This window comes from Nocardioides sp. BP30 (genome assembly GCF_029873215.1).
In the GTDB taxonomy this organism is placed as follows: domain Bacteria; phylum Actinomycetota; class Actinomycetes; order Propionibacteriales; family Nocardioidaceae; genus Nocardioides.
This window is the reverse complement of sequence record NZ_CP123620.1, coordinates 2659782-2679426: the sequence shown is the minus strand read 5'-3', so window position 1 is coordinate 2679426 and position 19645 is coordinate 2659782. Positions and strand designations below refer to the sequence as shown.

General features: G+C 70.2%; 20 protein-coding genes. 14 read left to right on the top strand and 6 right to left on the bottom strand.

All coding sequences use genetic code 11. The features are described 5' to 3' along the window. Positions 1–16 precede the first annotated feature (16 nt). Positions 17–1006, bottom strand: a complete 990-nt coding sequence (gene corA / locus P5P86_RS12685; RefSeq protein WP_280607804.1) for a magnesium/cobalt transporter CorA — start codon at positions 1004–1006, stop codon at positions 17–19. A gap of 109 nt (positions 1007–1115) precedes the next feature. Here corA and P5P86_RS12680 point away from each other — a divergent pair, with 109 nt between their 5' ends. Genes P5P86_RS12680 through mshC form a run of 4 tightly spaced genes read left to right on the top strand, consistent with a single transcriptional unit; the run spans position 1116 to position 4526 of the window. After that, positions 1116–1856, top strand: a complete 741-nt coding sequence (locus P5P86_RS12680; protein WP_280607803.1) for a histidine phosphatase family protein — start codon at positions 1116–1118, stop codon at positions 1854–1856. A 9-nt stretch (positions 1857–1865) separates the two neighbouring features. Next, positions 1866–2447, top strand: coding sequence for an Rv2134c family protein (locus tag P5P86_RS12675; RefSeq protein ID WP_280607802.1), 582 nt, complete (start codon positions 1866–1868; stop codon positions 2445–2447). Positions 2448–2466: 19 nt separating this feature from the next. Next, complete coding sequence (locus tag P5P86_RS12670) at positions 2467–3252, top strand: Rv2133c family protein (protein ID WP_280607801.1); 786 nt, start codon at positions 2467–2469, stop codon at positions 3250–3252. A 23-nt stretch (positions 3253–3275) separates the two neighbouring features. Further along, on the top strand, positions 3276–4526 hold the full coding sequence (mshC, locus tag P5P86_RS12665) for a cysteine--1-D-myo-inosityl 2-amino-2-deoxy-alpha-D-glucopyranoside ligase (protein ID WP_280607800.1): 1251 nt from the start codon (positions 3276–3278) through the stop codon (positions 4524–4526). Between the two features lie 70 nt (positions 4527–4596). On the opposite strand, the gene P5P86_RS12660 is transcribed toward mshC, so the two are convergent. Continuing rightward, positions 4597–5445 (bottom strand): PAC2 family protein, encoded by an 849-nt coding sequence (locus tag P5P86_RS12660; RefSeq protein ID WP_280607799.1) that lies wholly within the window; start codon positions 5443–5445, stop codon positions 4597–4599. Between the two features lie 84 nt (positions 5446–5529). Here P5P86_RS12660 and metH point away from each other — a divergent pair, with 84 nt between their 5' ends. From metH to P5P86_RS12635, 5 genes are all read left to right on the top strand, one after another. Continuing rightward, positions 5530–9252, top strand: coding sequence for a methionine synthase (gene metH, locus P5P86_RS12655; protein ID WP_280607798.1), 3723 nt, complete (start codon positions 5530–5532; stop codon positions 9250–9252). A 7-nt stretch (positions 9253–9259) separates the two neighbouring features. Then, a complete protein-coding gene (locus P5P86_RS12650; protein WP_280607797.1) occupies positions 9260–9463 on the top strand; it encodes a hypothetical protein in 204 nt (67 codons plus the stop codon). A 204-nt stretch (positions 9464–9667) separates the two neighbouring features. After that, entirely contained in the window at positions 9668–9916 is a 249-nt protein-coding gene (locus P5P86_RS12645) for a hypothetical protein (RefSeq protein ID WP_280607796.1), read from the top strand. A gap of 132 nt (positions 9917–10048) precedes the next feature. Next, positions 10049–10555 carry a DUF5994 family protein gene (locus P5P86_RS12640; protein WP_280607795.1) on the top strand — a complete coding sequence of 169 codons (507 nt, stop codon included), beginning with the start codon at positions 10049–10051 and terminating at the stop codon, positions 10553–10555. Further along, a complete protein-coding gene (locus P5P86_RS12635) occupies positions 10555–11637 on the top strand; it encodes a fatty acid desaturase family protein (RefSeq protein WP_280607794.1) in 1083 nt (360 codons plus the stop codon). Before P5P86_RS12640 ends, P5P86_RS12635 begins: the two co-directional genes overlap by 1 nt. Positions 11638–11668: 31 nt before the next feature. Here the strand turns inward: P5P86_RS12635 and P5P86_RS12630 are convergent, their stop codons facing one another. The 4 genes from P5P86_RS12630 to P5P86_RS12615 form a co-directional block, all read right to left on the bottom strand. Beyond that, positions 11669–11893, bottom strand: coding sequence for a hypothetical protein (locus tag P5P86_RS12630; RefSeq protein WP_280607793.1), 225 nt, complete (start codon positions 11891–11893; stop codon positions 11669–11671). Between the two features lie 2 nt (positions 11894–11895). Continuing rightward, positions 11896–12456, bottom strand: a complete 561-nt coding sequence (locus tag P5P86_RS12625) for a DUF5994 family protein (RefSeq protein ID WP_280607792.1) — start codon at positions 12454–12456, stop codon at positions 11896–11898. A gap of 149 nt (positions 12457–12605) precedes the next feature. Next, on the bottom strand, positions 12606–13874 hold the full coding sequence (locus tag P5P86_RS12620) for an ATP-binding protein (protein WP_280607791.1): 1269 nt from the start codon (positions 13872–13874) through the stop codon (positions 12606–12608). Positions 13875–13976: 102 nt separating this feature from the next. After that, positions 13977–14393 carry an ATP-binding protein gene (locus P5P86_RS12615; protein ID WP_280607790.1) on the bottom strand — a complete coding sequence of 139 codons (417 nt, stop codon included), beginning with the start codon at positions 14391–14393 and terminating at the stop codon, positions 13977–13979. Between the two features lie 294 nt (positions 14394–14687). Between P5P86_RS12615 and P5P86_RS12610 the strand changes: the two genes are divergently transcribed. The 5 genes from P5P86_RS12610 (at position 14688) to dnaK (ending at position 19640) form a co-directional block, all read left to right on the top strand. Continuing rightward, a complete protein-coding gene (locus P5P86_RS12610) occupies positions 14688–15302 on the top strand; it encodes an ANTAR domain-containing protein (RefSeq protein ID WP_280607789.1) in 615 nt (204 codons plus the stop codon). Beyond that, the gene (locus tag P5P86_RS12605) at positions 15302–16093 is read left to right on the top strand and encodes a GAF domain-containing protein (protein WP_280607788.1); all 792 of its coding nucleotides are present in this window, start codon (positions 15302–15304) and stop codon (positions 16091–16093) included. Before P5P86_RS12610 ends, P5P86_RS12605 begins: the two co-directional genes overlap by 1 nt. 173 nt (positions 16094–16266) lie before the next feature. Further along, positions 16267–17142, top strand: coding sequence for an MEDS domain-containing protein (locus tag P5P86_RS12600; RefSeq protein WP_280607787.1), 876 nt, complete (start codon positions 16267–16269; stop codon positions 17140–17142). A 187-nt stretch (positions 17143–17329) separates the two neighbouring features. After that, complete coding sequence (locus P5P86_RS12595; protein WP_280607786.1) at positions 17330–17629, top strand: putative quinol monooxygenase; 300 nt, start codon at positions 17330–17332, stop codon at positions 17627–17629. A 94-nt stretch (positions 17630–17723) separates the two neighbouring features. Then, positions 17724–19640, top strand: a complete 1917-nt coding sequence (gene dnaK, locus P5P86_RS12590) for a molecular chaperone DnaK (protein WP_280607785.1) — start codon at positions 17724–17726, stop codon at positions 19638–19640. Positions 19641–19645: the final 5 nt, after the last annotated feature.

The following is a 19645-nucleotide window of genomic DNA, read 5'->3' as shown; positions in this document are numbered from 1 at the left end:
GGCTAGGCGCGCGAACCTACAACCAACCTGAACGCCTGAACCACCACCACAGCGCCGTCACCGACGAGGCCATCAGGATCAGCGCGTACGCGTAGCCGAAGCGCCAGTGCAGCTCGGGCATGTGCTCGAAGTTCATGCCGTAGACACCGGCCACGAGCGTCGGTACGACGATGATCGCGGCGCCGGCCGAGATCTTGCGCATGTCGTCGTTCTGCTGGACCTGGATCCGCGCGACGTGGGCGTCGAACGCGGACGACAGCAGGGAGTCGAGCGAGTCGACGGACTCGGTGCCCTGGTTGAGGTGGTCCAGCACGTCGCGGAAGAAGGGCCTGATGTCGTCGTCGATGTCGCGCTCGCCGTACTCCGCCGTGGCGAAGCGCCGGATCGGGTCGCGCAGCGGCAGGACGGCGCGACGCACCTCGACCAGCTCGCGCTTGAGCTTGTAGATCCGCTCGGAGTCGCTGGTGCGAGCGGGGGAGAAGACCGAGGTCTCGACCTCGTCGACGTCCTTGACCAGCTCGCCGATCACCGAAAGGTATCCGTCCACCACGTGGTCGGCGACCGCGTAGATCGCCGAGGACGGTCCCTGGGTCAGCAGCCGGCGCTCGTCGCTCTCCAGCAGGTGGCGCGCGGGCGCCAGCTGGGAGCCCCGACCATGCCTGACGGTGACCACGAAGTCACGGCCCATGAACACGTTGATCTCGCCGGTCTCCACCGCGTCGTCGGCGTCGACGTACCAGAGCGTCTTGAGCACCAGGAACATCACCTCGCCGTAGCGCTCGAGCTTGGGGCGCTGATGCGCCGTCAGCGCGTCCTCGACGGCGAGGGGGTGCAGGCCGAAGGCCTCGGCCACCTCGGCGAGCTCGCGCTCACTCGGGCGGTAGAGGCCGAGCCAGACGAAGTCGCCCGGGTTGTGCACGCCGGCCCGCATGACGCCGTACTCGTGCGGGTGGCAGGCGAGATCCACGCGCTCACCGTTGCGGTACAGAGCGGAGTCCACGATCACAGGTGCCACCGTAGGCGACGGGTGGCCGGGCGAGGCGCTGCTCGGAGCGTGTCGAGGCGCAGCACGCCCGCCGACCACGCGCGGGCGACCCCCTGGCTAGGCTCGGCCCATGGCGACCCTCATCCTGGTCCGGCACGGCCGCACCACAGCGAACGCCAGCGGTGTGCTGGCCGGGCGCACGGCCGGCGTACGGCTCGACGAGCTCGGCCAACGCCAGGCGGCCAAGGCCGGTGAGCGGCTCGCCCCGGTCAAGCTGGCCGGCGTCGTCACCAGTCCGCTGGAGCGCTGTCGACAGACCTCGAGGGCGCTCCTCGCCGCGCGGCCCGAGGACGCGCCGGCGGTGCCGCTGGTGGTCGAGAAGGCGATCACCGAGTGCGACTACGGCGCCTGGCAGGGCCGTGCGCTCAAGGACCTGGCCAAGGAGCCGTTGTGGCGGACGGTCCAGACCCAGCCGTCGGCCGTCGCGTTCCCCGAGGGCGAGACGATGCTGACCATGCAGACCCGCGCCGTCGCCGCCGTACGACGCCTCGACGCCGCGTTCACCGCCGAGCACGGCGCCGATGCCGTCTGGGTGGCCGTCAGCCACGGCGACATCATCAAGTCGATCCTCGCCGACGCGCTGGGGATGCACCTCGACCTGTTCCAGCGCCTGCACGTCGATCCGGCCTCGATCTCGGTGATCCGGTACACCGACACCCGGCCGTTCGTGCTGGCGACCAACACCCACGACGGCGACCTGTCGTGGCTCAACCCGCCCGCGAAGAAGCGGCGTACGGCGAAGGCGGCCGGTGGCGACGCGGCGGTCGGAGGCGGTGCCGGTCCCGGCGAGCCGGCACCGGCCCGCCACTAGGCTGGAGCCATGCCCGTCGTCCACGCATTCGACCCGCCCGAGCGATTCGTCGTCGGGACCGTCGGCGAGCCCGGCGCCCGCACGTTCTTCCTGCAGGCACGCGTCGGCACCCTGGTGGTCAGCGTCGCGCTCGAGAAGCAGCAGGTGGCCGTCCTCGCCGAGCGCGTCGACGAGCTGCTCGACGACGTCATGCGCGAGGCCAGCTCGGTGGTGCCGGCGGTGGCGCCGTACGGGCTGGACGACAACGGCCCGCTCGAGCAGCCGATCGCCGAGGAGTTCCGCGTCGGCACGATGACGCTCTCCTGGGACCCCGACGACGAGCGGGTCGTGATCGAGATCTTCCCGGTCGAGGAGACCCTGACCGGAGGCGAGGAGACCGCGGTCCCCGAGGAGTCCGACGACGCGGAGCCGGACGAGATGATGCTGGTCCGGCTGGAGCCGGCGCACGCGCGGGCCTTCGTCAAGCGTGCGGCGCTCGTCGTCGACGCCGGCCGGCCCTCCTGCCCCTTCTGCGGCGGACCGATCGATCCCAACGGTCACCTCTGCGTACGGGCCAACGGCTTCAAGCGACGCATCGCCGACGACCAGTGAGCCACAGGACATGGCGGCCATGAGCGAACCCGTTCCCGAACGGGACGACGAGGAGCTGGTCCTGCACGGTCGCATCACCAGCGCCTCGAACGCGACGTTCCTGGCCTCGCTGCGCTCGGCGGCGGGGACGGAGACGGCCGTCGTCTACAAGCCGATCCGCGGCGAGCGGCCGCTGTGGGACTTCCCGGACGGGAATCTCGCCCACCGGGAGGTGGCGGCGTACCTGCTCTCGGAGCTCACCGGGTGGGACGTCGTGCCGGAGACGTGGCTGCGCGACGGGCCGCACGGCATCGGCATGGTGCAGCGCTGGTGCGAGGTGGACCCGGCACAGGAGGCCGTCACCCTGGTGCCAGGCGGCCGGGTGCCGGCCGGCTACCTGCACGTCTTCGACGGCGTCGGTGCGCGCGACGAACCGGTCTCGCTGGTCCACGAGGACACCCTCGCGCTGCGGCGGATGGCCGTCTTCGACGTCCTCGCCAACAACGCCGATCGCAAGGGCGGACACGTGCTGGAGATGGTCGGCGGCCACCGGTACGGCTGCGACCACGGCCTGACCTTCCACCGTGAGCCCAAGCTCCGCACCGTGCTCTGGGGTTGGATGGGCGAGCCGCTGACCGACGAGGAGATCGAGGTCGTACGGCGGGTGCGGGCGGCGCTCGAGGGCCCCGAGGGCGGTCTGCTGGGGGAGTATCTCGCCTTCTGGGACCTGGAGGCGCTGGCCCTCCGGTGCGACCGGTTGCTCGCCGCGGGCATGCTGCCCGAGCCCGACACCGACTGGCACGTGATCCCGTGGCCACCCTTCTGAGCGGTCTGTCCTAGGCTTCGACCATGCGAGCCTGGTCTGCACCCGAGGTCCCCGCCCTGCCGATCTCCGGACCGGCGGTGCGACTCTTCGACACCTCCCGCAACGCCGTCGTCGAGGTCGGCGCGGCCGCGGCCGGGCTCCCTGCCTCGCTCTACGTGTGCGGCATCACGCCGTACGACGCCACCCACATGGGACACGCGAACACCTATGTCGCCTTCGACCTGCTGAACCGCGCCTGGCGCAACGCCGGCCTGCGGGTCGCCTACGCCCAGAACGTCACCGACGTGGACGACCCGCTGCTCGAGCGGGCCGAGAAGGTCAAGGTCGACTGGCGCGAGCTGGCCGAGCGCGAGACCGAGCTGTTCCGCCAGGACATGGAAGCGCTGCGCGTCCTGCCGCCGGACGACTACACCGGTGCGGTGGAGTCGATCCCGCTGGTCCTGGAGCTGATCCAGCGACTCGACGACGCCGGCGCGATCTACCGCGTCGAGGACGACCTCTACTTCTCCGTCGCTGCCGACAGCGCGTTCGGCGAGGAGTCCCACTACAGCCGTGAGCAGATGCTCGAGATCTTCCCGCAGCGCGGCGGCGACCCCGACCGGGCGGGCAAGAAGGACCCGCTCGACCCGCTGGTGTGGCGTGGCGAGCGTCCCGGCGAGCCGTCCTGGGACTCGCCCTGGGGCAGGGGCCGGCCGGGCTGGCACGTCGAGTGCGCGGCCATCGCCCGCGAGCACCTCGGTGCCGGCTTCACCGTCCAGGGCGGCGGCTCCGACCTGATCTTCCCGCACCACGAGATGTGCGCCTCGCACGCTCAGGTGGTCGACGCGAGCGCGCCGTTCGCCCAGGCCTACGTGCACTGCGGCATGGTCGGATACCTGGGCGAGAAGATGTCGAAGTCCAAGGGCAACCTGGTCTTCGTCTCGGCGCTGCGCAACGCCGAGATCGATCCGATGGCGATCCGCCTGGTCCTGCTGCGGCACCACTACCGCAGCGACTGGGAGTGGACCGACGACCTGCTCTTCGACGCGGTCGACACCGTCGGACAGTGGCGCAAGGCCCTCGTCCTCGGTCGCGGCGCCGCCGCGGCGCCGGTGGTCGAGGAGGTGCTGACCGCCCTCGCCGACGACCTGGACGCGCCGCGCGCGGTCGCGGCGATCCAGGCGTGGGTCGACGCCACCCTCGGTGTCGCGGGCCATCTGGCCGAGACCGGCGACGAGCGGGCGGCCGACCAGATCGCCGTGCTCCTGGACGCAGCCCTCGGCCTCAAGCTCTGAGCCGAGACGTCACGTCCTGCGGGTCGAGTGTCCACCGGAACGGGCCACTCGACCCGCAGAAGGTGACCTCTCAGCTGTCGTCCCCCCGGCGCTTGAGGTAGCGCTCGAACTCGCGCGCGATCGCCTCGCCGGAGGCCTCCGGCAGGTCGGCGGTGTCGCGGGTCTCCTCCAGCGATCGGACGTAGTCGGCGATGTCCTCGTCCTCCTCGGCCAGCTCGTCCACCCCGCGCTCCCATGCCCGCGCGTCCTCGGGCAGGTCGCCGAGCGGGATCGAGCAGTCGAGCAGCTCCTCGAGCCGACCGACCAGGGCCAGCGTCGCCTTGGGACACGGCGGTTGCGCGACGTAGTGCGGGACCGCCGCCCAGTAGGACACGCCGGGCAGGCCGAGGCTGGTGGAGGCGTCCTGGAGCACCCCCACGATGCCGCTGGGACCCTCGTAGGTCGGCTCCTCCAGATCGAGGCGATCGGCGAGGTCGGAATCGGAGGCCGTGCCGTTGACCGGGATCGGCCGGGTGTGCGGGGTGTCGGCGAGCAGCGCGCCGAGGGTCACGATGAACCGACCGCCGAGCTCGTCGGTGGCCGCCAGCAGCTCGGCGGTGAACTGTCGCCACCTCATCGAGGGCTCGATGCCGCGGATCAGGATGACATCGCGCTTGAGGTCGGGCGGCGAGGCCACGGCGATCTGGGTGGTCGGCCAGGTGATGCTGCGCCGGCCGGACTCATCGATCCCGACACGGGGTCGGTTGACCTGGAAGTCGTAGTAGTCCTCCGGATCGAGCGCGCCCACCACCTGGGCGTTCCACACCTCGATGAGGTGGTCGATCACCCCCGTGGCCGCGTCGGCCGCGTCGTTCCATCCCTCGAACGCCGCGATCACCACGGGGTCGACGAGGTCGCGGGTCTGCTGCAGCTCGATCACACCCTTCACCCTAGTCGGCCGCTGGCGGAGCGCGGTCGCGGACACGATTCGGGGTTGGCAAACCCGCGATGGGAGAATGACTGCATGAGTCTGCGTCCCGACGCCACCGAGGCCCTCACCGCTGCGCTCCGTCAGCGGATCATGGTCATCGACGGAGCGATGGGCACCGCCATCCAGCGCGACCGTCCCGACGAGGCCGGCTACCGCGGCGAGCGGTTCAAGGACTGGCCCACGGACGTGATCGGCAACAACGACCTGCTGACGCTGACCCAGCCGGAGATCATCGCCGGCATCCACCGCGAGTACCTCGAGGCCGGCGCCGACATCATCGAGACGAACACGTTCAACGCGAACGCGATCTCGATGGCCGACTACGGCATGGAGGAGCTCGCCTACGAGCTCAACTACGAGTCGGCCCGGCTGGCGCGCGCGTGCGCCGACGAGTTCAGCACGCCGGAGAAGCCCCGCTACGTCGCCGGCGCCCTCGGCCCGACCAGCCGGACCGCCAGCATCAGCCCCGACGTCAACGACCCCGGTGCGCGCAACATCAGCTATGAGGAGCTGGTGGCGGCGTACGCGACGGCCACCCGCGGCCTGCTCGAGGGCGGCGCCGACATCATCATCATCGAGACGATCTTCGACACGCTCAACGCCAAGGCCGCGATCTACGCCGTCGAGCAGGTCTACGCCGAGCACGGCCGTCGCTGGCCCGTGATCATCTCCGGCACCATCACCGACGCCTCCGGCCGCACGCTGTCCGGTCAGGTCACCGAGGCGTTCTGGGACTCGGTGCGCCACGCCCGCCCGATCGCCGTCGGCCTCAACTGCGCGCTCGGCGCGCAGGAGATGCGGCCCTACATCGCCGAGCTCGCGCGCGTCGCGGACACCTTCGTGTCGTGCTACCCCAACGCAGGCCTGCCCAACGCCTTCGGCGAGTACGACGAGGGCCCCGCCGAGACCGCCGGCCACGTCTCGGAGTTCGCCTCGGCGGGCTTCGTCAATATCGTCGGCGGCTGCTGCGGCACCACGCCTGCGCACATCAAGGCGATCGCCGAGGCCGTCGCCGACACCCCGCGGCGGACGCCCTCGACCCCCGAGCCGGGGCTGCGGCTCTCCGGACTCGAACCGTTCACCGTCACCGACGAGAGCCTGTTCGTCAACGTCGGTGAGCGGACGAACATCACCGGCTCGGCGCGGTTCCGCAACCTGATCAAGGCCGGCGACTACGACACCGCGCTGTCGGTCGCCGCCCAGCAGGTGGAGAACGGCGCCCAGGTCATCGACGTCAACATGGACGAGGGCATGATCGACGGGGTCGCGGCGATGGACCGCTTCCTCAAGCTGATCGCGTCCGAGCCGGACATCAGCCGGGTGCCGGTGATGATCGACTCCTCCAAGTGGGAGGTCATCGAGGCCGGTCTGCGCTGCGTCCAGGGCAAGCCGATCGTGAACTCCATCTCGCTCAAGGAGGGCGAGGGGCCGTTCATCGAGCACGCGCTCGCCTGCAAGCAGTACGGCGCGGCTGCCGTCGTGATGGCGTTCGACGAGGACGGCCAGGCCGACTCCTACGAGCGCCGGATCGCGATCTGCGAGCGGGCCTACCGCATCCTGGTCGATCGGGTCGGCTTCGACCCCGAGGACATCATCTTCGACCCGAACGTCTTCGCCGTGGGCACGGGCATCGAGGAGCACGCCAACTACGGTGTCGACTTCATCGAGGCCACCCGCTGGATCAAGCAGAACCTTCCCGGCGCGAAGATCTCCGGCGGCATCTCCAACGTCTCCTTCTCCTTCCGCGGCAACAATCCGGTCCGCGAGGCGATCCACGCCGTCTTCCTCTACCACGCCATCCAGGCGGGCCTGTCGATGGGCATCGTGAACGCCGGTGCGCTGGTGACCTACGACGAGATCGACCCGGAGCTGCGCGACGCGATCGAGGACGTCGTGCTCAACCGAACCGACGACTCGGTGGCCGCCACCGAGCGGCTGCTGGAGCTGGCCGAGAAGCACCGCGGCAGCGGCGAGGAGGCCGAGGCGAAGGTCGACGAGTGGCGCTCGCTGCCGGTCGGTGAGCGGATCACCCACGCCCTGGTCAAGGGCCTCGACGCCTTCGTCGAGCAGGACACCGAGGAGCTTCGGGCCACCCTGGCCGCCGACGGTCGCCGACCGATCGAGGTGATCGAGGGCCCGCTGATGGACGGCATGAACGTCGTCGGCGACCTGTTCGGCGCCGGCAAGATGTTCCTGCCGCAGGTGGTGAAGTCGGCGCGCGTGATGAAGAAGGCCGTCGCCTACCTCATCCCGTACATCGAGGAGGAGAAGGCCGCCGACCCCTCCCTGGCCGGCGCCGACACCAACGGCAGGATCGTCATGGCCACGGTCAAGGGCGATGTGCACGACATCGGCAAGAACATCGTCGGCGTGGTGCTGCAGTGCAACAACTACGAGGTCATCGACCTCGGCGTGATGGTGCCTGCCCAGAAGATCCTCGACACGGCCGCCGAGGTCGGCGCCGACATCATCGGCCTGTCCGGCCTGATCACGCCCAGCCTGGACGAGATGGTGAACTTCGCCGCCGAGATGCAGCGCCAGGGCCTCGACATCCCGCTGCTCATCGGCGGCGCCACCACCTCGCGTGCGCACACGGCGGTCAAGGTGGATCCGAAGTACGACGGGCCCGTCGTCTGGGTCAAGGACGCCTCGCGGTCGGTCCCGGTGGCCGCGCAGCTGCTCGGCGAGCGACGCGGCGAGCTGATGGCCTCGATCAAGGAGGACTACGACGCGCTGCGCGCCCGGCACGCGGAGAAGCACGACCGCCCGCTGCTCACCTACGCGCAGGCGCGCAGCAACGCCACGCCGATGGACTGGGCGTCGTACACGCCCCCGCGTCCGGCGCAGCTGGGCGTGCACGTGCTCAGCGACTACCCGGTCAGCGAGCTGCGCGAGTACATCGACTGGCAGCCGTTCTTCAACGCCTGGGAGATGAAGGGCAGGTTCCCCGACCTGCTGAACAGCCCCGTCACCGGCGAGGCGGCGAGCAAGCTGTACGCCGACGCCCAGGCCATGCTCGACCGGATCGACGCCGAGGGCTGGCTGCGTCCGCGCGGCGTGTACGGCCTGTTCCCGGCCGGTTCGACGGGTGAGGACGTCACCGTGTGGGCCGACGAGTCGCGCACGCAGGTGCGGACGACGCTGCACCAGCTGCGCCAGCAGGGCCAGCACCGCGACGGGATCCCGAACCGGTCGCTGGCGGACTACGTCGCGCCGGTCGACTCCGGTCTCGAGGACTGGGTCGGAGCGTTCGCCGTCACTGCCGGCACCGAGCTGCCCGAGCGGGTCAAGGCCTACAAGGACGCGCTGGACGACTACAACGCGATCCTGCTCGAGGCGCTCGCGGACCGGCTCGCCGAGGCGTTCGCCGAGCGGCTCCACCAGCGCGTGCGCACGGAGTTCTGGGGCTATGCCGCCGAGGACGGGGTGAGCAACGAGGACCTGATCAAGGAGCTGTACGCCGGCATCCGGCCCGCGCCCGGCTACCCGGCCTGCCCCGAGCACACCGAGAAGCGGACGATCTGGGACCTGCTCGATGTCGAGGCCAACACCGGCATCTCGCTGACCGAGTCGATGGCCATGTGGCCGGGAGCCTCGGTCTCGGGCATCTACTACAGCCACCCGCAGTCGCAGTACTTCGTGGTCGGCCGGCTCGGCCAGGACCAGGTGGCGGACTACGCCAGGCGCAAGGGCTGGGCGCTGACCGAGGCGGAGCGGTGGCTCGGGTCGAACCTCGGCTACGAGCCCGAGGACTGAGGCGACGATGACCCGACCCGACCTCGGGAACCGCTACGGCAGCCCGAACGTCGCCGCGAAGGTGATGTGGTCGCTCGTCGCCCTGGCGATGGTCGTCCTCGGCGCGATCTGGACGTTCGGCACCGCAGGCGTGACGCAGTCGTTCGGGCCGATCGTCGCCGGGCTCGGCGTGGCGCTGGGTTACGTCGTGCTGGTCCAGAAGCGGCACTGAAGGCCGACGGAGGCGGTCAGCCTCGGCCTCGTCGTCTCCGAGGCCCCGGCGGCGGTGCCTCGCCGCGCGAACCAGCGCGTAGAGTCGACAGCGAGCGAAGCGGCGCGCCTGGCACGCGACCGGACCGCCGTGATCGGAGTGGGCAGAGCGGGCGGTGCGGTGCCTGGCGACACAACGGCGCTTCTCGACAGGAGGAGAGCGCTCATGGCTTACGTGCTGTTGTACGGGCTGGGGTGGACCCAGCGCTGGGAGATCGCTCAGGACGGCCTGGCAGCTGTCGAGAACGAGATCAGCCGGGTCGGTCAGGACGCGACGGGCCACCTCGCCATCGTCGACCCCGGGTCCCAGCTGCCGACCACGCTCGTGGTGGCCTGGCGGCACATCGCAGCAGCCGTGGTCCTCGGGTCCGAGGAGTCGGCCGAGGCTCCGGACCCGGGAGGCCGCTACCGCTAGCGGGATGTCCTCGCACGGCGAGGCCGGATCCGTGCACCCGCACAGTAGGCTGGAGGCAGAACTGCAATTGCTCCGGATTTGCTCCGGACCATGGTGAGACGGGCGATGCAGCAACCCTGAGGTGGTGGCTCCATGGCCATGAATGCGTCCCCGCGATTCGTCCTTCGGATGGGTCCCGACCAGCGCCCGATCCTCGGTGCCTGGTGGCCGCGTAGTCGCGTGCTGGGTTCCGAGCTCGCGGATCTCTTCGCATCCTGGCCCACCGAGGCGGGCCGGATCGTGCGTGTGCTGTACTCGCCTCCGGACTGGGACGACCGTCCGAGATCCGCGCCGGTGGCCGGGCGCCGGATCAAGACCGGGTGCTTCCCCCAGGACGACACCCATCGCCTGGTGCTGACGATGCTCGACGGCCGGCGCATCCCGATCGGCGTCATCCCTTCGGCGACAGCACAGGCACGCGCCGCCGTCCTCCTCGATGACGCGGCCGGCCCCGCCGCGCCCGCCGCGCCGTCGGCAGGCGGCGGCGAGGAGTCCTTCGCCGTGTGGGACAACGAGGGCGGACCCTCGCCTCGCTCCGAGCCCGGCCGCGGCCACCCACCCACGCATCGGCCCGACCTTCCGCTTCCAGGCGACCAGTGATGCCCGGGTCGCGCGGCGACGTACCCGTCATGGTGGGCGAGGCCGGGGGAGCCGCCGGCGGTCCGGGCGAGGCATCGTGCGCCGGGGTCACCTACAGCGGCGGCTATGGCGACCTGACCCGCCAGGTGCGCACCGCCGGCCTCCTGCGCCGGCACCCGTCGGCCTTCGCGGCGCACGCGGTCGCCCTCCTGCTCGTCCTGGTCGCGGTCGTGATGCTCATGACGGCCCTGCGCGACTCGTGGTGGATCCTCGTAGCTGCGCCCCTGCTCGCGGTGATCGCGACCCGGTTCAGCTTCCTGGGCCACGACCTCGGCCACCGTCAGATCACCCGGAGCGCGATGGGCAGCAGGGTGCTCGGGCTGCTGGTCGGCAATCTCCTCAGCGGCCTGAGCTATGACTGGTGGGTGCGCAAGCACAACGCCCACCACGCGCATCCCAACGATCTGGCCTCCGACCCGGACGTCCGCGCTGGCGCCCTGATCTGGCACCCCAGCCAGGGTGCGGGGCGCCGCGGCGTCGGCGCCTGGTGGACCCGCCATCAGGCAGCGCTCTTCTTCCCGCTGTTGAGCCTGGAGGCGGTCAATCTGCACATCTCCAGCGTGCGGGCGCTCGTCGTGCCGAACCTGCGCCTCCGGGCGGCGGAGGCGACGCTGCTGGCCGCTCACTTCGCCGGGTACGGCGTGCTGCTCGCCCTGACGATGAGCTGGCCGCAGGCGATCGTCTTCCTCATCCTGCACAAGAGCGTGCAGGGTCTCTACCTGGGCTGCTCCTTCGCGCCCAACCACAAGGGCATGCCGATCCTGTCCGACGAACAGGCGCAGGATCCGCTGCTGCGGCAGGTGCTCACGTCGCGCAACGTACGCGGCGGCCCGGTGACCGACGCGCTGCTCGGCGGGCTCAACTACCAGATCGAGCACCACCTCTTCCCGAGCATGCCGCGGTCCAACCTCCGCTTCGCGCAGCCGCTGGTGCGTGCCTTCTGCGTCGAGCGCGACATCCCCTACGTCGAGTGCAGTGCCCTCGGCTCCTACCGTGCGGCGATCACCCACATGCATCGGGTGGGGGCGACGGTGCACGGGTAGGAGCCGCCCAACGGCGTCAGCGCAGCGTCCCTCACAGGACAGCGCCCCGCGGGGCCACCTCGACTGCTGCGACGCCCCTGCCGTACAGCACCAACAGACGGTCGCCGTGCCGGCAGCGAAGCACCCCGGCCTCCTCCGACAGCGTCGTGACGACGTGGTCGAGCAACTGGGTCTCGTCGAGCCCGCCGGCGTCCTCGAAGGTGACGTCGACGCGGTCGCCGCTGACCAGCCGGACCCGGAGCACGAGGCTGGCCACTGTCAGGTTCCGCGGGTGATCGCGTGCGTCGGCGTCGGGAGCGGGCTCGGTACGGCGCCGGGTCGCGACCAGGATTCGTCGCCGTCGATCCAGCGATCCTCCGGGTCGATGTCCGGGCCGTCGGTGACCTCCTCGAGCAGGTCGGCGGCCGAGTGCGCGTTGCCCGACGTGGCCGCCGCCAGCAGTGCTTCCTCACCCTGGTCGGGGGAGAACCCGGGAGGAACGACGAGCAGCGAGAGGACGGTCCGGTCCGACATCGTCAGCCGCGCGATATGGCGCTCCGCCGCGGGAAGCACGTCGACCGCCACGCGACTACCGGCGGCCGCCAGATCGTGGTGCGCGGACTCCCAGTCGTGCGACGAGAGCTCGACCCGCACGATCCGGCCGAACCGCGACGGGAAGTGGTCCGCCAGGGCGATCGTCTCGAGCGCGACATCGTGGCTGCGTGGCCACCAGCCACCGTCCAGACGGCCCGGGGCGCCGCTTCGTGCCAGCCGGAGCCTCACCGAACCGCGGGCCCGCACGGGCGCCTCGGAGGGAGCTGACACCTTCGACGTCACCATGACGCCCGCCTCTCGACCGACGCCCACCCCCCGGGCGGAGGCATCATCGCCGGACACTCAACTGGCTACTCTACACGCGCGCATTCGACGGACCGGTGCTCGACGGACCGGGCGTTCGACGGACCGGGCGTTGGCCGGAGCGCCTCTCGCTACGGCGGCGGCCCGTCGGGGTGGGCGAGCGGCAGGATGATCCGTACCTGCGTGCCCGCGCCGAGCCTGGACGCCAGCGAGACCCGGCCGCCGTGCTCCTCGGCGATGGCCTTCACGATGGCCAGACCCAGACCGGAGCCCGGGATGCCCTGCTCGCGCGCGTTGGCGCCCCGGAAGTAGCCCTGGAAGACGTGCGCCTCGTCCGCGGCCTCGATGCCGATGCCGCTGTCGCGCACCTGGAGGTGAGCGTGCTCGCCCTGCCGGTGCAGCGCGCAGACGACCGTTCCTCCCGGCTGGGTGTACTTGATGGCGTTGCCGAGCACGTTGGCGAGCATCCGCTGCAGCTGCTCGGGGTCGCCCTCGACGGCGACCGGTCGATCCGGGAGCTGGAAGACGAGCTCCGGTCCCGCCTCAGCGGTGACCGGGAGCCGTTCACGGAGGGCACTCACCACCGTGCGCAGGTCCACCAGCTCGTGCGAGCCCGCGCTCGGGGCCGTGCCGGGCGCACGGCTGAGCATCGTCAGGATGTCCGCGGCGAGAGCGCCCATGTCGCCGGCATTGCGGCGGACCGCGGCGACGAGCTGGTGCTGGCGCTCGGAGAGGGTCCCCGTCGCGTGCTCGAGGACCCAGGTGAAACCGGCGATGCTGGCGACCGAGTTGCTGAGCTCGTGGATCGCCGTCGCGAGGAACTGACGCTCGTCCCGCAGAGCGTTCAGCAGGGCGATCTCCTCATGCGTCCGGATCGCCTCGCTCCGGAGGGCGACTCCTCTCAGGACCGCCCCGACGTACGTGGCGACGAAGTCGGCGATGTCCTGAGCCATCCGCATGTCCGCCGCGCTCAAGGCTCCCGGCGCCATCCGGTAGAGGTCGAGGGCGCCGAGGGAGACGCCGTTGTGACGCAACGGGAAAGCGAATACCCCCACCAGGCCCCGTCGGCGAGCGGCGGTCGCGAACTGCTCGAAGCCCCCGACGTCCTCGGTGCCCTCCGCGCGCGAGAGGTCCGGGACGCAGCACGACCGCAACCCGTGGTGGGCTGCGAAACAGGGGCCCTGCGCCAGCGAGCTCTGCAGTCGCTCGAACTCCAACGACGCCGAGTCCGAAGCGCCGACATAGGTCCGCGTCCGAGCCGGGTGCAGCAGCACGATGCCAGCGCCGTCGACAGGAAGCAGGCCCTGGCTTCCGCGAGCTGCTCCGTCGAGCATCGCACGGATGGCGGCGTCGCTCGAGACCGAGGTGAGCGTGCGGAGCAGCTGCGGCAAGAGATCCATGGACGCGACCCGTCGACGAAGAGAGATCTTCGCGGGGTCCGGTCGAAGAGGGCCACCTGCAGCCCTACGACCTTTATACCCGGTCACGCCTGTTGTGCCAGGTCACGCCTGATCGATCGAGAACGTGGCCCAGACCGTCTTGCCTCCGTCGCGCTCGGGCTCCACGCCCCAGCTGCTGGAGAACACCTCGACCAGCAGGAGCCCGCGGCCACCGATCCGCGCGGGATCCGTCGCGGTCAGGAAGTCCGCGCGCGGTGGGCGCAGCGTCGAGGCCGGTGCCTGGTCCCTGACCCGGACCAGGACGAAGACGGTGTTGGCGGCCAGGGAGACGCTGAAGGGCGTCCTCGCATGCACGATGGCATTGCTCGCCAGCTCGCCCACCACGAGCTCGACGTCGTCGCTCAGGTGGGTGAGGTCGTGCTCCACAAGCTCACCCCGGATGAAGAAGCGAGCCCGGGCGGCACTGTCCGGTGCGCACGGCAGGAGCAGGTGGTGCGACCAGTGGAGGGTAGTTTCCATGTCCTTCTCGGCGACCTAGACGAGGCTTGCGGGCCTGCCATGGCCGAAGCAGGGTCTGGGCCACCACCGTGGTTCCCCCACACTACGCTCGAACAGTGCGGGGCGGGTGCGGGCGCTCGGTAGCGACGCTCGCCCCGGCCCTACCGGCCGGCGGGCGGTCGGGGTAGCCTCCACGCAGGCCCGAGTTGCGTGGGCACCCAAGCGCGGCGCAACGAGGACGGAACGGTTCACATGGCCAGACCCGGTGAGAGCGCTGGGGACTTGTCAGGGAGCGTGCGGGCGAAGGAGCTCCTCGTGGCTTGTGTCGGAGCCGCCGGCGTCGACGGTGCCGGCCTGTCCTTGACGCGCGGGAGCACCCATGAGCCGATCTTCGGCACGGATGCGGTCGCCGAAGCGTTGGAGTTGACGCAGTTCACCCTCGGCGAGGGGCCCTGCGTGGACGCCACCGCCTTCGGGGTACCGGTCCTCGTGCCGGATCTCGAGGATCTCCGAGACGGTCACGCTGGGCGGTGGCCGGTGTTCGCCAGCGAGGCGTTGGCGCTGGGCGTGCGCGCCATCTATGCGTTGCCCCTGCGCATCGGTGTCGTGGCCATCGGCGCCGCAGACCTGTATCGGCGCGAATCGGCCCCGCTCGAGGGGGAGGAGCTGTCCCGAGCACTGAGCGCCGTCGACGCGGTCGCCCTCACCCTCCTCGACGGGGGAGCGCTCGGTGACCGGGACCCCGACCCGCTGCCGCTCAGGAGCCTGGAGGTGCATCGGGCGGCCGGGATGGTGATGATGCAGCTGGGCGTGAGCATCGACAAGGCGCTGATCAGGCTGCGCGCCACGGCGTTCGCCGAGGGGATCTCCGTCGAGACGCTGGCGAGTGACGTGGTGCAGGGCCATCGGCGATTCGAGGAGGCTCAGTGATGACCAGCAGTAGTGAGGGCGAGAGCACCTCGACCGACGTACCGCTGACGCGTGAGGACCTCGTGGCCCGCACCTTCGTGATGCTGACGGACACCCTGGTCGCCGACTACGACGTCATCGACATGCTGGACCGCCTCGTCCACAGCTGCGTGGAGCTGCTCGGCGTGGCGCAGGCCGGGCTCGTGCTGATCGATCAGCGCGACGACCTGCACCTCATGGCGTCCTCCGACGAGGCGACGCGGGTCGTCGAGCTGTTCCAGTTGCAGGGTGCGGAGGGCGGCCCGTGTGTCGAGGCGTCCCGGACCGGGGCAGCGGTCGACGTCGACGACCTCCAGGCGTCGACGCGGTGGCCGCGCTTCGCTGCGACAGCCCTCCGGCTCGGTTTCTGCTCGGTGCATGCCATCCCGATGCGGCTGCGGGAGCAGACCATCGGCGCGCTGAACCTCTTCCAGACCGAGGCCGGCCCGTTGAGCGCCTCGGATCGGCGGCTGGCGCGAGCGCTTGCCGACGTGGCCACGATCGCGATCCTCCAACAGCGGTCCCTGCACCGGAGCTCCCTGCTGACCGAGCAGCTTCAAGCCGCCCTCCAGACCAGGGTGGTCATCGAGCAGGCCAAGGGCATCCTCGCCGAGTACGGCTCGGTCGGCATGGACATCGCCTTCGAGGCCCTGCGCGGCCACGCCCGCAGCCACAACCTCAAGCTCGGCATCGTGGCCGAGAGGCTGGTACGTCGAGAGCTGACCCCCGGCCTCCTCCTCCCCCAGGGCGGCACGCGACCTCACCGCAGGTGACCCGCTCGCCGCGCACAGGTTCTGCGCCGGAACCGGCCCCGTGCGCGGGGACCGGCTCGGAGCTCGTCGACCTGGCAAGACTCCTCCCCGATCGGGGACGACGCAGGGGAGACCGCCGGACCAAACGCGCGTACGATGATGGTCTCTGCCTCATCCGGTGAACGGTGGCGGCCATGGACGGTCTGAGCCTCGGGATTCCCGGGGTCGGCGTTGTGAGTCCGGGAACGCACTTCTGCGCGCTCTACTCGGGCCCGGCCGAGCGTGATCGACTGCTCTACCCCTTCCTCGAGGAGGGACTGCGGCAAGGCGACAAGTGTCTGTGCCTGATCGACGACGTCGAGCCCGAGCTGGTCCGGGACCGGGCCGTGGGTCAGCCGGGGCCGGACTATTCGAGACGATGGGCGCAACTCGACGTCGAGCGATCATCGGACGCCTACCTCCGCTCGGGTGCGTTCAGCGTCGACGACATGGTCAGCTTCCTCGCCGCGAGCGTGGAGGTGGCTGTCGCAGACGACTTCGACTTCCTCAGAGCCGTCGGCGAGATATCGTGGGTGCTGTCGGGCGCCCCGGGCTGGGAGGACCTGTTCGTCTACGAGTCGTCGCTCAACCACGTCGTCGAGGAAGTGCCCGCCATCCTCATGTGCCTCTACGACCTGAGGAAGTTCGGCGCCGACATGCTCGTCGAGGTGCTCCATACCCACCCCAAGGTTCTGCTGGACCGGACGGTGATCGACAACCCCCACTACATGGACCCGATGGAGTACGTGCCGGCGGCCAGGGCGGCCGCGGCGGTCCGGTATCCGCTGGTTCGGGTAGAGGCGCACGGCGAGGACGGGAAGGACGACGGATGGGCGTCGCTCACCGGCGCCGAACTGCGCATCGTCTCGTGCGTCTCCCGCGGGGTGACGAACCGCCAGGTCGCTGAGAAGCTCTCCGTCTCCCGCCATACCGTCGACGCCCACCTCAAGCACATCTACCTCAAGCTCGACGTCCACTCGCGCGTCGAGCTGACGGTGCTGGCGCTGCGGCACGGCCTGCCCAACGGTTAGCCGGAGAGGATCGGGACGGATCCGCCCGGCAAGAATCACCCATGTGCGGGATGCAGGGCGGCGACGGACCTGAGAAGCATGGCCGAAGAGAAGTGCTCGGCGCGGCGTCCACTCGCCACCGCCGGCCACAGCGTCGTCCACGGTGTCGTCCACGGCGTCGTCCACAGCAGACAAAGGAGTCCGACCCATGCTGATGAAAGCTCTCCTCGTACGTCTGGAGGCACTGCCGGGCAAGGAGGAGGAACTCGCTGACTTCCTCACCCAAGCGCGGTCGATCGTTCTGGACGAGCCAGGCACCGTCACGTGGTTCGCCATCCGGTTCGGCCCCTCCACCTTCGGCGTGTACGACGCGTTCCCGGACGAGGCGGCCCGAGATGCCCATCTCGCCGGTGGCGTGGGACAGGCGCTCGGGCCGAACACCGGCGTGCTCTTCACCGAGCCCCACATCGAGAAGATCGACATCCTCGCCGACAAGGTCCCGGCGTAAGACCCTCCGCCAAAGCACCCGTTCACGGGATGCCGGCGACAGGTGTGCGCGCGAAGCATGGCCCTGACACGAGCTTCCGGCGAATGGAGTGGTCATGGCTAGGGCAGTCGGCATCGACCTGGGAACGACGAACTCGGTGATCGCGGCCACCGAAGGTGGGCAGCCGCAGGTCATCCCCAACGCAGAGGGCAACAGGACGACACCGTCGGTGGTGGCCTTCCTGGAGAACGGCGAGCGTCTGGTCGGGCAGATGGCCCGGCGGCAGGCGATCCTGAATCCGAAGGGCACGATCTACTCGGCGAAGCGCTTCATCGGGCACCGGTACGACGAGGTCAGCAGCGAGATGACCGCCGCATCCTTCGACGTCGTCGCCGGCCCCGACGGTGCGGCGCGCTTCCAGGTCAACGGCAAGCTCTACGCACCCGAGGAGATCTCGGCCCTCGTGCTGCGCAAGCTGGTCGAGGACGCCGGGAAGTTCCTCGGCGAGCGGGTCACCGAGGCGGTCATCACCGTCCCGGCGCATTTCAACGATGCCCAGCGCCAAGCCACGAAGGACGCTGGCAAGATCGCCGGACTCGAGGTCCTCCGGATCATCAACGAGCCGACGGCCGCTGCCCTCGCGTACGGGATGGACAAGCTCGAGAACGAGACGGTGCTCGTCTTCGATCTCGGCGGTGGCACGTTCGACGTCAGCATCCTCTCCGTCGGAGACGGCGTGGTCGAGGTTCGATCGACGGCCGGGGACACGCATCTCGGCGGCGACGACTTCGATCGACGGATCGTCGACTACCTGGCCGACGAGTTCAAGAAGTCCAACGGCATCGACCTCCGTGACGACTCCCAGGCCCTGCAACGTCTGTTCGAGGCTGCGGAGAAGGCCAAGGTCGAGCTGTCGGCGGTGACCCAGACGGCTGTCAACCTCCCGTTCGTCACCGCTGACGCCTCCGGACCCAAGCACCTCAACGTCAACCTGATGAGGTCCACCTTCGAGCAGCTCACGGCCGACCTCGTCGAGCGCTGCCTCGGTCCGGTCAAGCAGGCGATGGCCGACGCCAAGGTCACCGCAGACGACATCGACGAGGTCATCCTGGTGGGCGGGTCCACCCGGATCCCGGCGGTGCAGGCACTGGTACGCCGCCTGACCGGTGGCAAGGACCCCAACATGACCGTCAACCCGGACGAGGTCGTGGCCATCGGCGCGGCCGTGCAGGCGGCGATCATCAAGGGCGACGTCAAGGACGTGCTGCTGCTCGACGTAGCGCCCCTGTCGCTGGGTCTGGAGACGATGGGTGGCGTGATGACCAAGGTCATCGAGCGCAACACCACCATCCCGGCTCGACGGACCGAGATCTTCAGCACCGCGGAGGACAATCAGTCCGCCGTCGACGTCGTCGTACTGCAGGGCGAGCGGGAACGAGCAGCGGACAACCGCGTGCTGGCCAGGTTCCGGCTGGAGAACATCCGCCCGGCGCCGCGCGGGGTGCCGCAGATCGAGGTGACCTTCGACATCGACGCCAACGGCATCCTGCACGTCTCGGCCCGCGACAAGGACACCGGTGCCGAGCAGCAGGTGACCATCAGCGAGACCTCCACGCTCAGTCAGGAGGAGGTGGACCGGATGATCAGGGACGCCGAGACCCACCGGGGTGAGGACGCCGCCCTACGCGAGCGGGTCGATGCCCGCAACGAGCTCGACTCGGTCGCCTACCAGGTGCGCAAGACCCTCGAAGAGGCTGGCGCGTCCGTTGCCGAGCACGACCGGGCGCGTGCCGAGATGCTGGTCGAGGAGGCCCGCCGGGCTGTCGAGGGCGATGAGCCGGTGGACCGCCTCCGCGCCCTGACCGGAGAGCTCCACCAGATGAACCAGGCGCTGAACGCTTCAGGTCGTGGCGGTGCCGGGCCGTCGACAGGGCCGTCGACAGGGCCGGCGACAGGGCCGGCGAGCGCCTCCGACGAGGCTTCGGACAGCGGTGACGACGACGTCATCGACGCCGAGTTCACCTCCCACTGACGGCC

Coding starts and splice junctions, on each gene's coding strand:
- P5P86_RS12670 (WP_280607801.1), top strand. CDS start 2,467: ATGAGCGAACCCGTTCCCGAACGGGACGACGAGGAGCTGGTCCTGCAC.
- P5P86_RS12615 (WP_280607790.1), bottom strand. CDS start 14,393: ATGGAAACTACCCTCCACTGGTCGCACCACCTGCTCCTGCCGTGCGCA.
- P5P86_RS12625 (WP_280607792.1), bottom strand. CDS start 12,456: ATGGTGACGTCGAAGGTGTCAGCTCCCTCCGAGGCGCCCGTGCGGGCC.
- P5P86_RS12675 (WP_280607802.1), top strand. CDS start 1,866: ATGCCCGTCGTCCACGCATTCGACCCGCCCGAGCGATTCGTCGTCGGG.
- mshC (WP_280607800.1), top strand. CDS start 3,276: ATGCGAGCCTGGTCTGCACCCGAGGTCCCCGCCCTGCCGATCTCCGGA.
- P5P86_RS12605 (WP_280607788.1), top strand. CDS start 15,302: ATGACCAGCAGTAGTGAGGGCGAGAGCACCTCGACCGACGTACCGCTG.
- dnaK (WP_280607785.1), top strand. CDS start 17,724: ATGGCTAGGGCAGTCGGCATCGACCTGGGAACGACGAACTCGGTGATC.
- P5P86_RS12600 (WP_280607787.1), top strand. CDS start 16,267: ATGGACGGTCTGAGCCTCGGGATTCCCGGGGTCGGCGTTGTGAGTCCG.
- P5P86_RS12620 (WP_280607791.1), bottom strand. CDS start 13,874: ATGGATCTCTTGCCGCAGCTGCTCCGCACGCTCACCTCGGTCTCGAGC.
- P5P86_RS12680 (WP_280607803.1), top strand. CDS start 1,116: ATGGCGACCCTCATCCTGGTCCGGCACGGCCGCACCACAGCGAACGCC.
- P5P86_RS12640 (WP_280607795.1), top strand. CDS start 10,049: ATGGCCATGAATGCGTCCCCGCGATTCGTCCTTCGGATGGGTCCCGAC.
- metH (WP_280607798.1), top strand. CDS start 5,530: ATGAGTCTGCGTCCCGACGCCACCGAGGCCCTCACCGCTGCGCTCCGT.
- P5P86_RS12645 (WP_280607796.1), top strand. CDS start 9,668: ATGGCTTACGTGCTGTTGTACGGGCTGGGGTGGACCCAGCGCTGGGAG.
- P5P86_RS12595 (WP_280607786.1), top strand. CDS start 17,330: ATGCTGATGAAAGCTCTCCTCGTACGTCTGGAGGCACTGCCGGGCAAG.
- P5P86_RS12635 (WP_280607794.1), top strand. CDS start 10,555: ATGCCCGGGTCGCGCGGCGACGTACCCGTCATGGTGGGCGAGGCCGGG.
- P5P86_RS12650 (WP_280607797.1), top strand. CDS start 9,260: ATGACCCGACCCGACCTCGGGAACCGCTACGGCAGCCCGAACGTCGCC.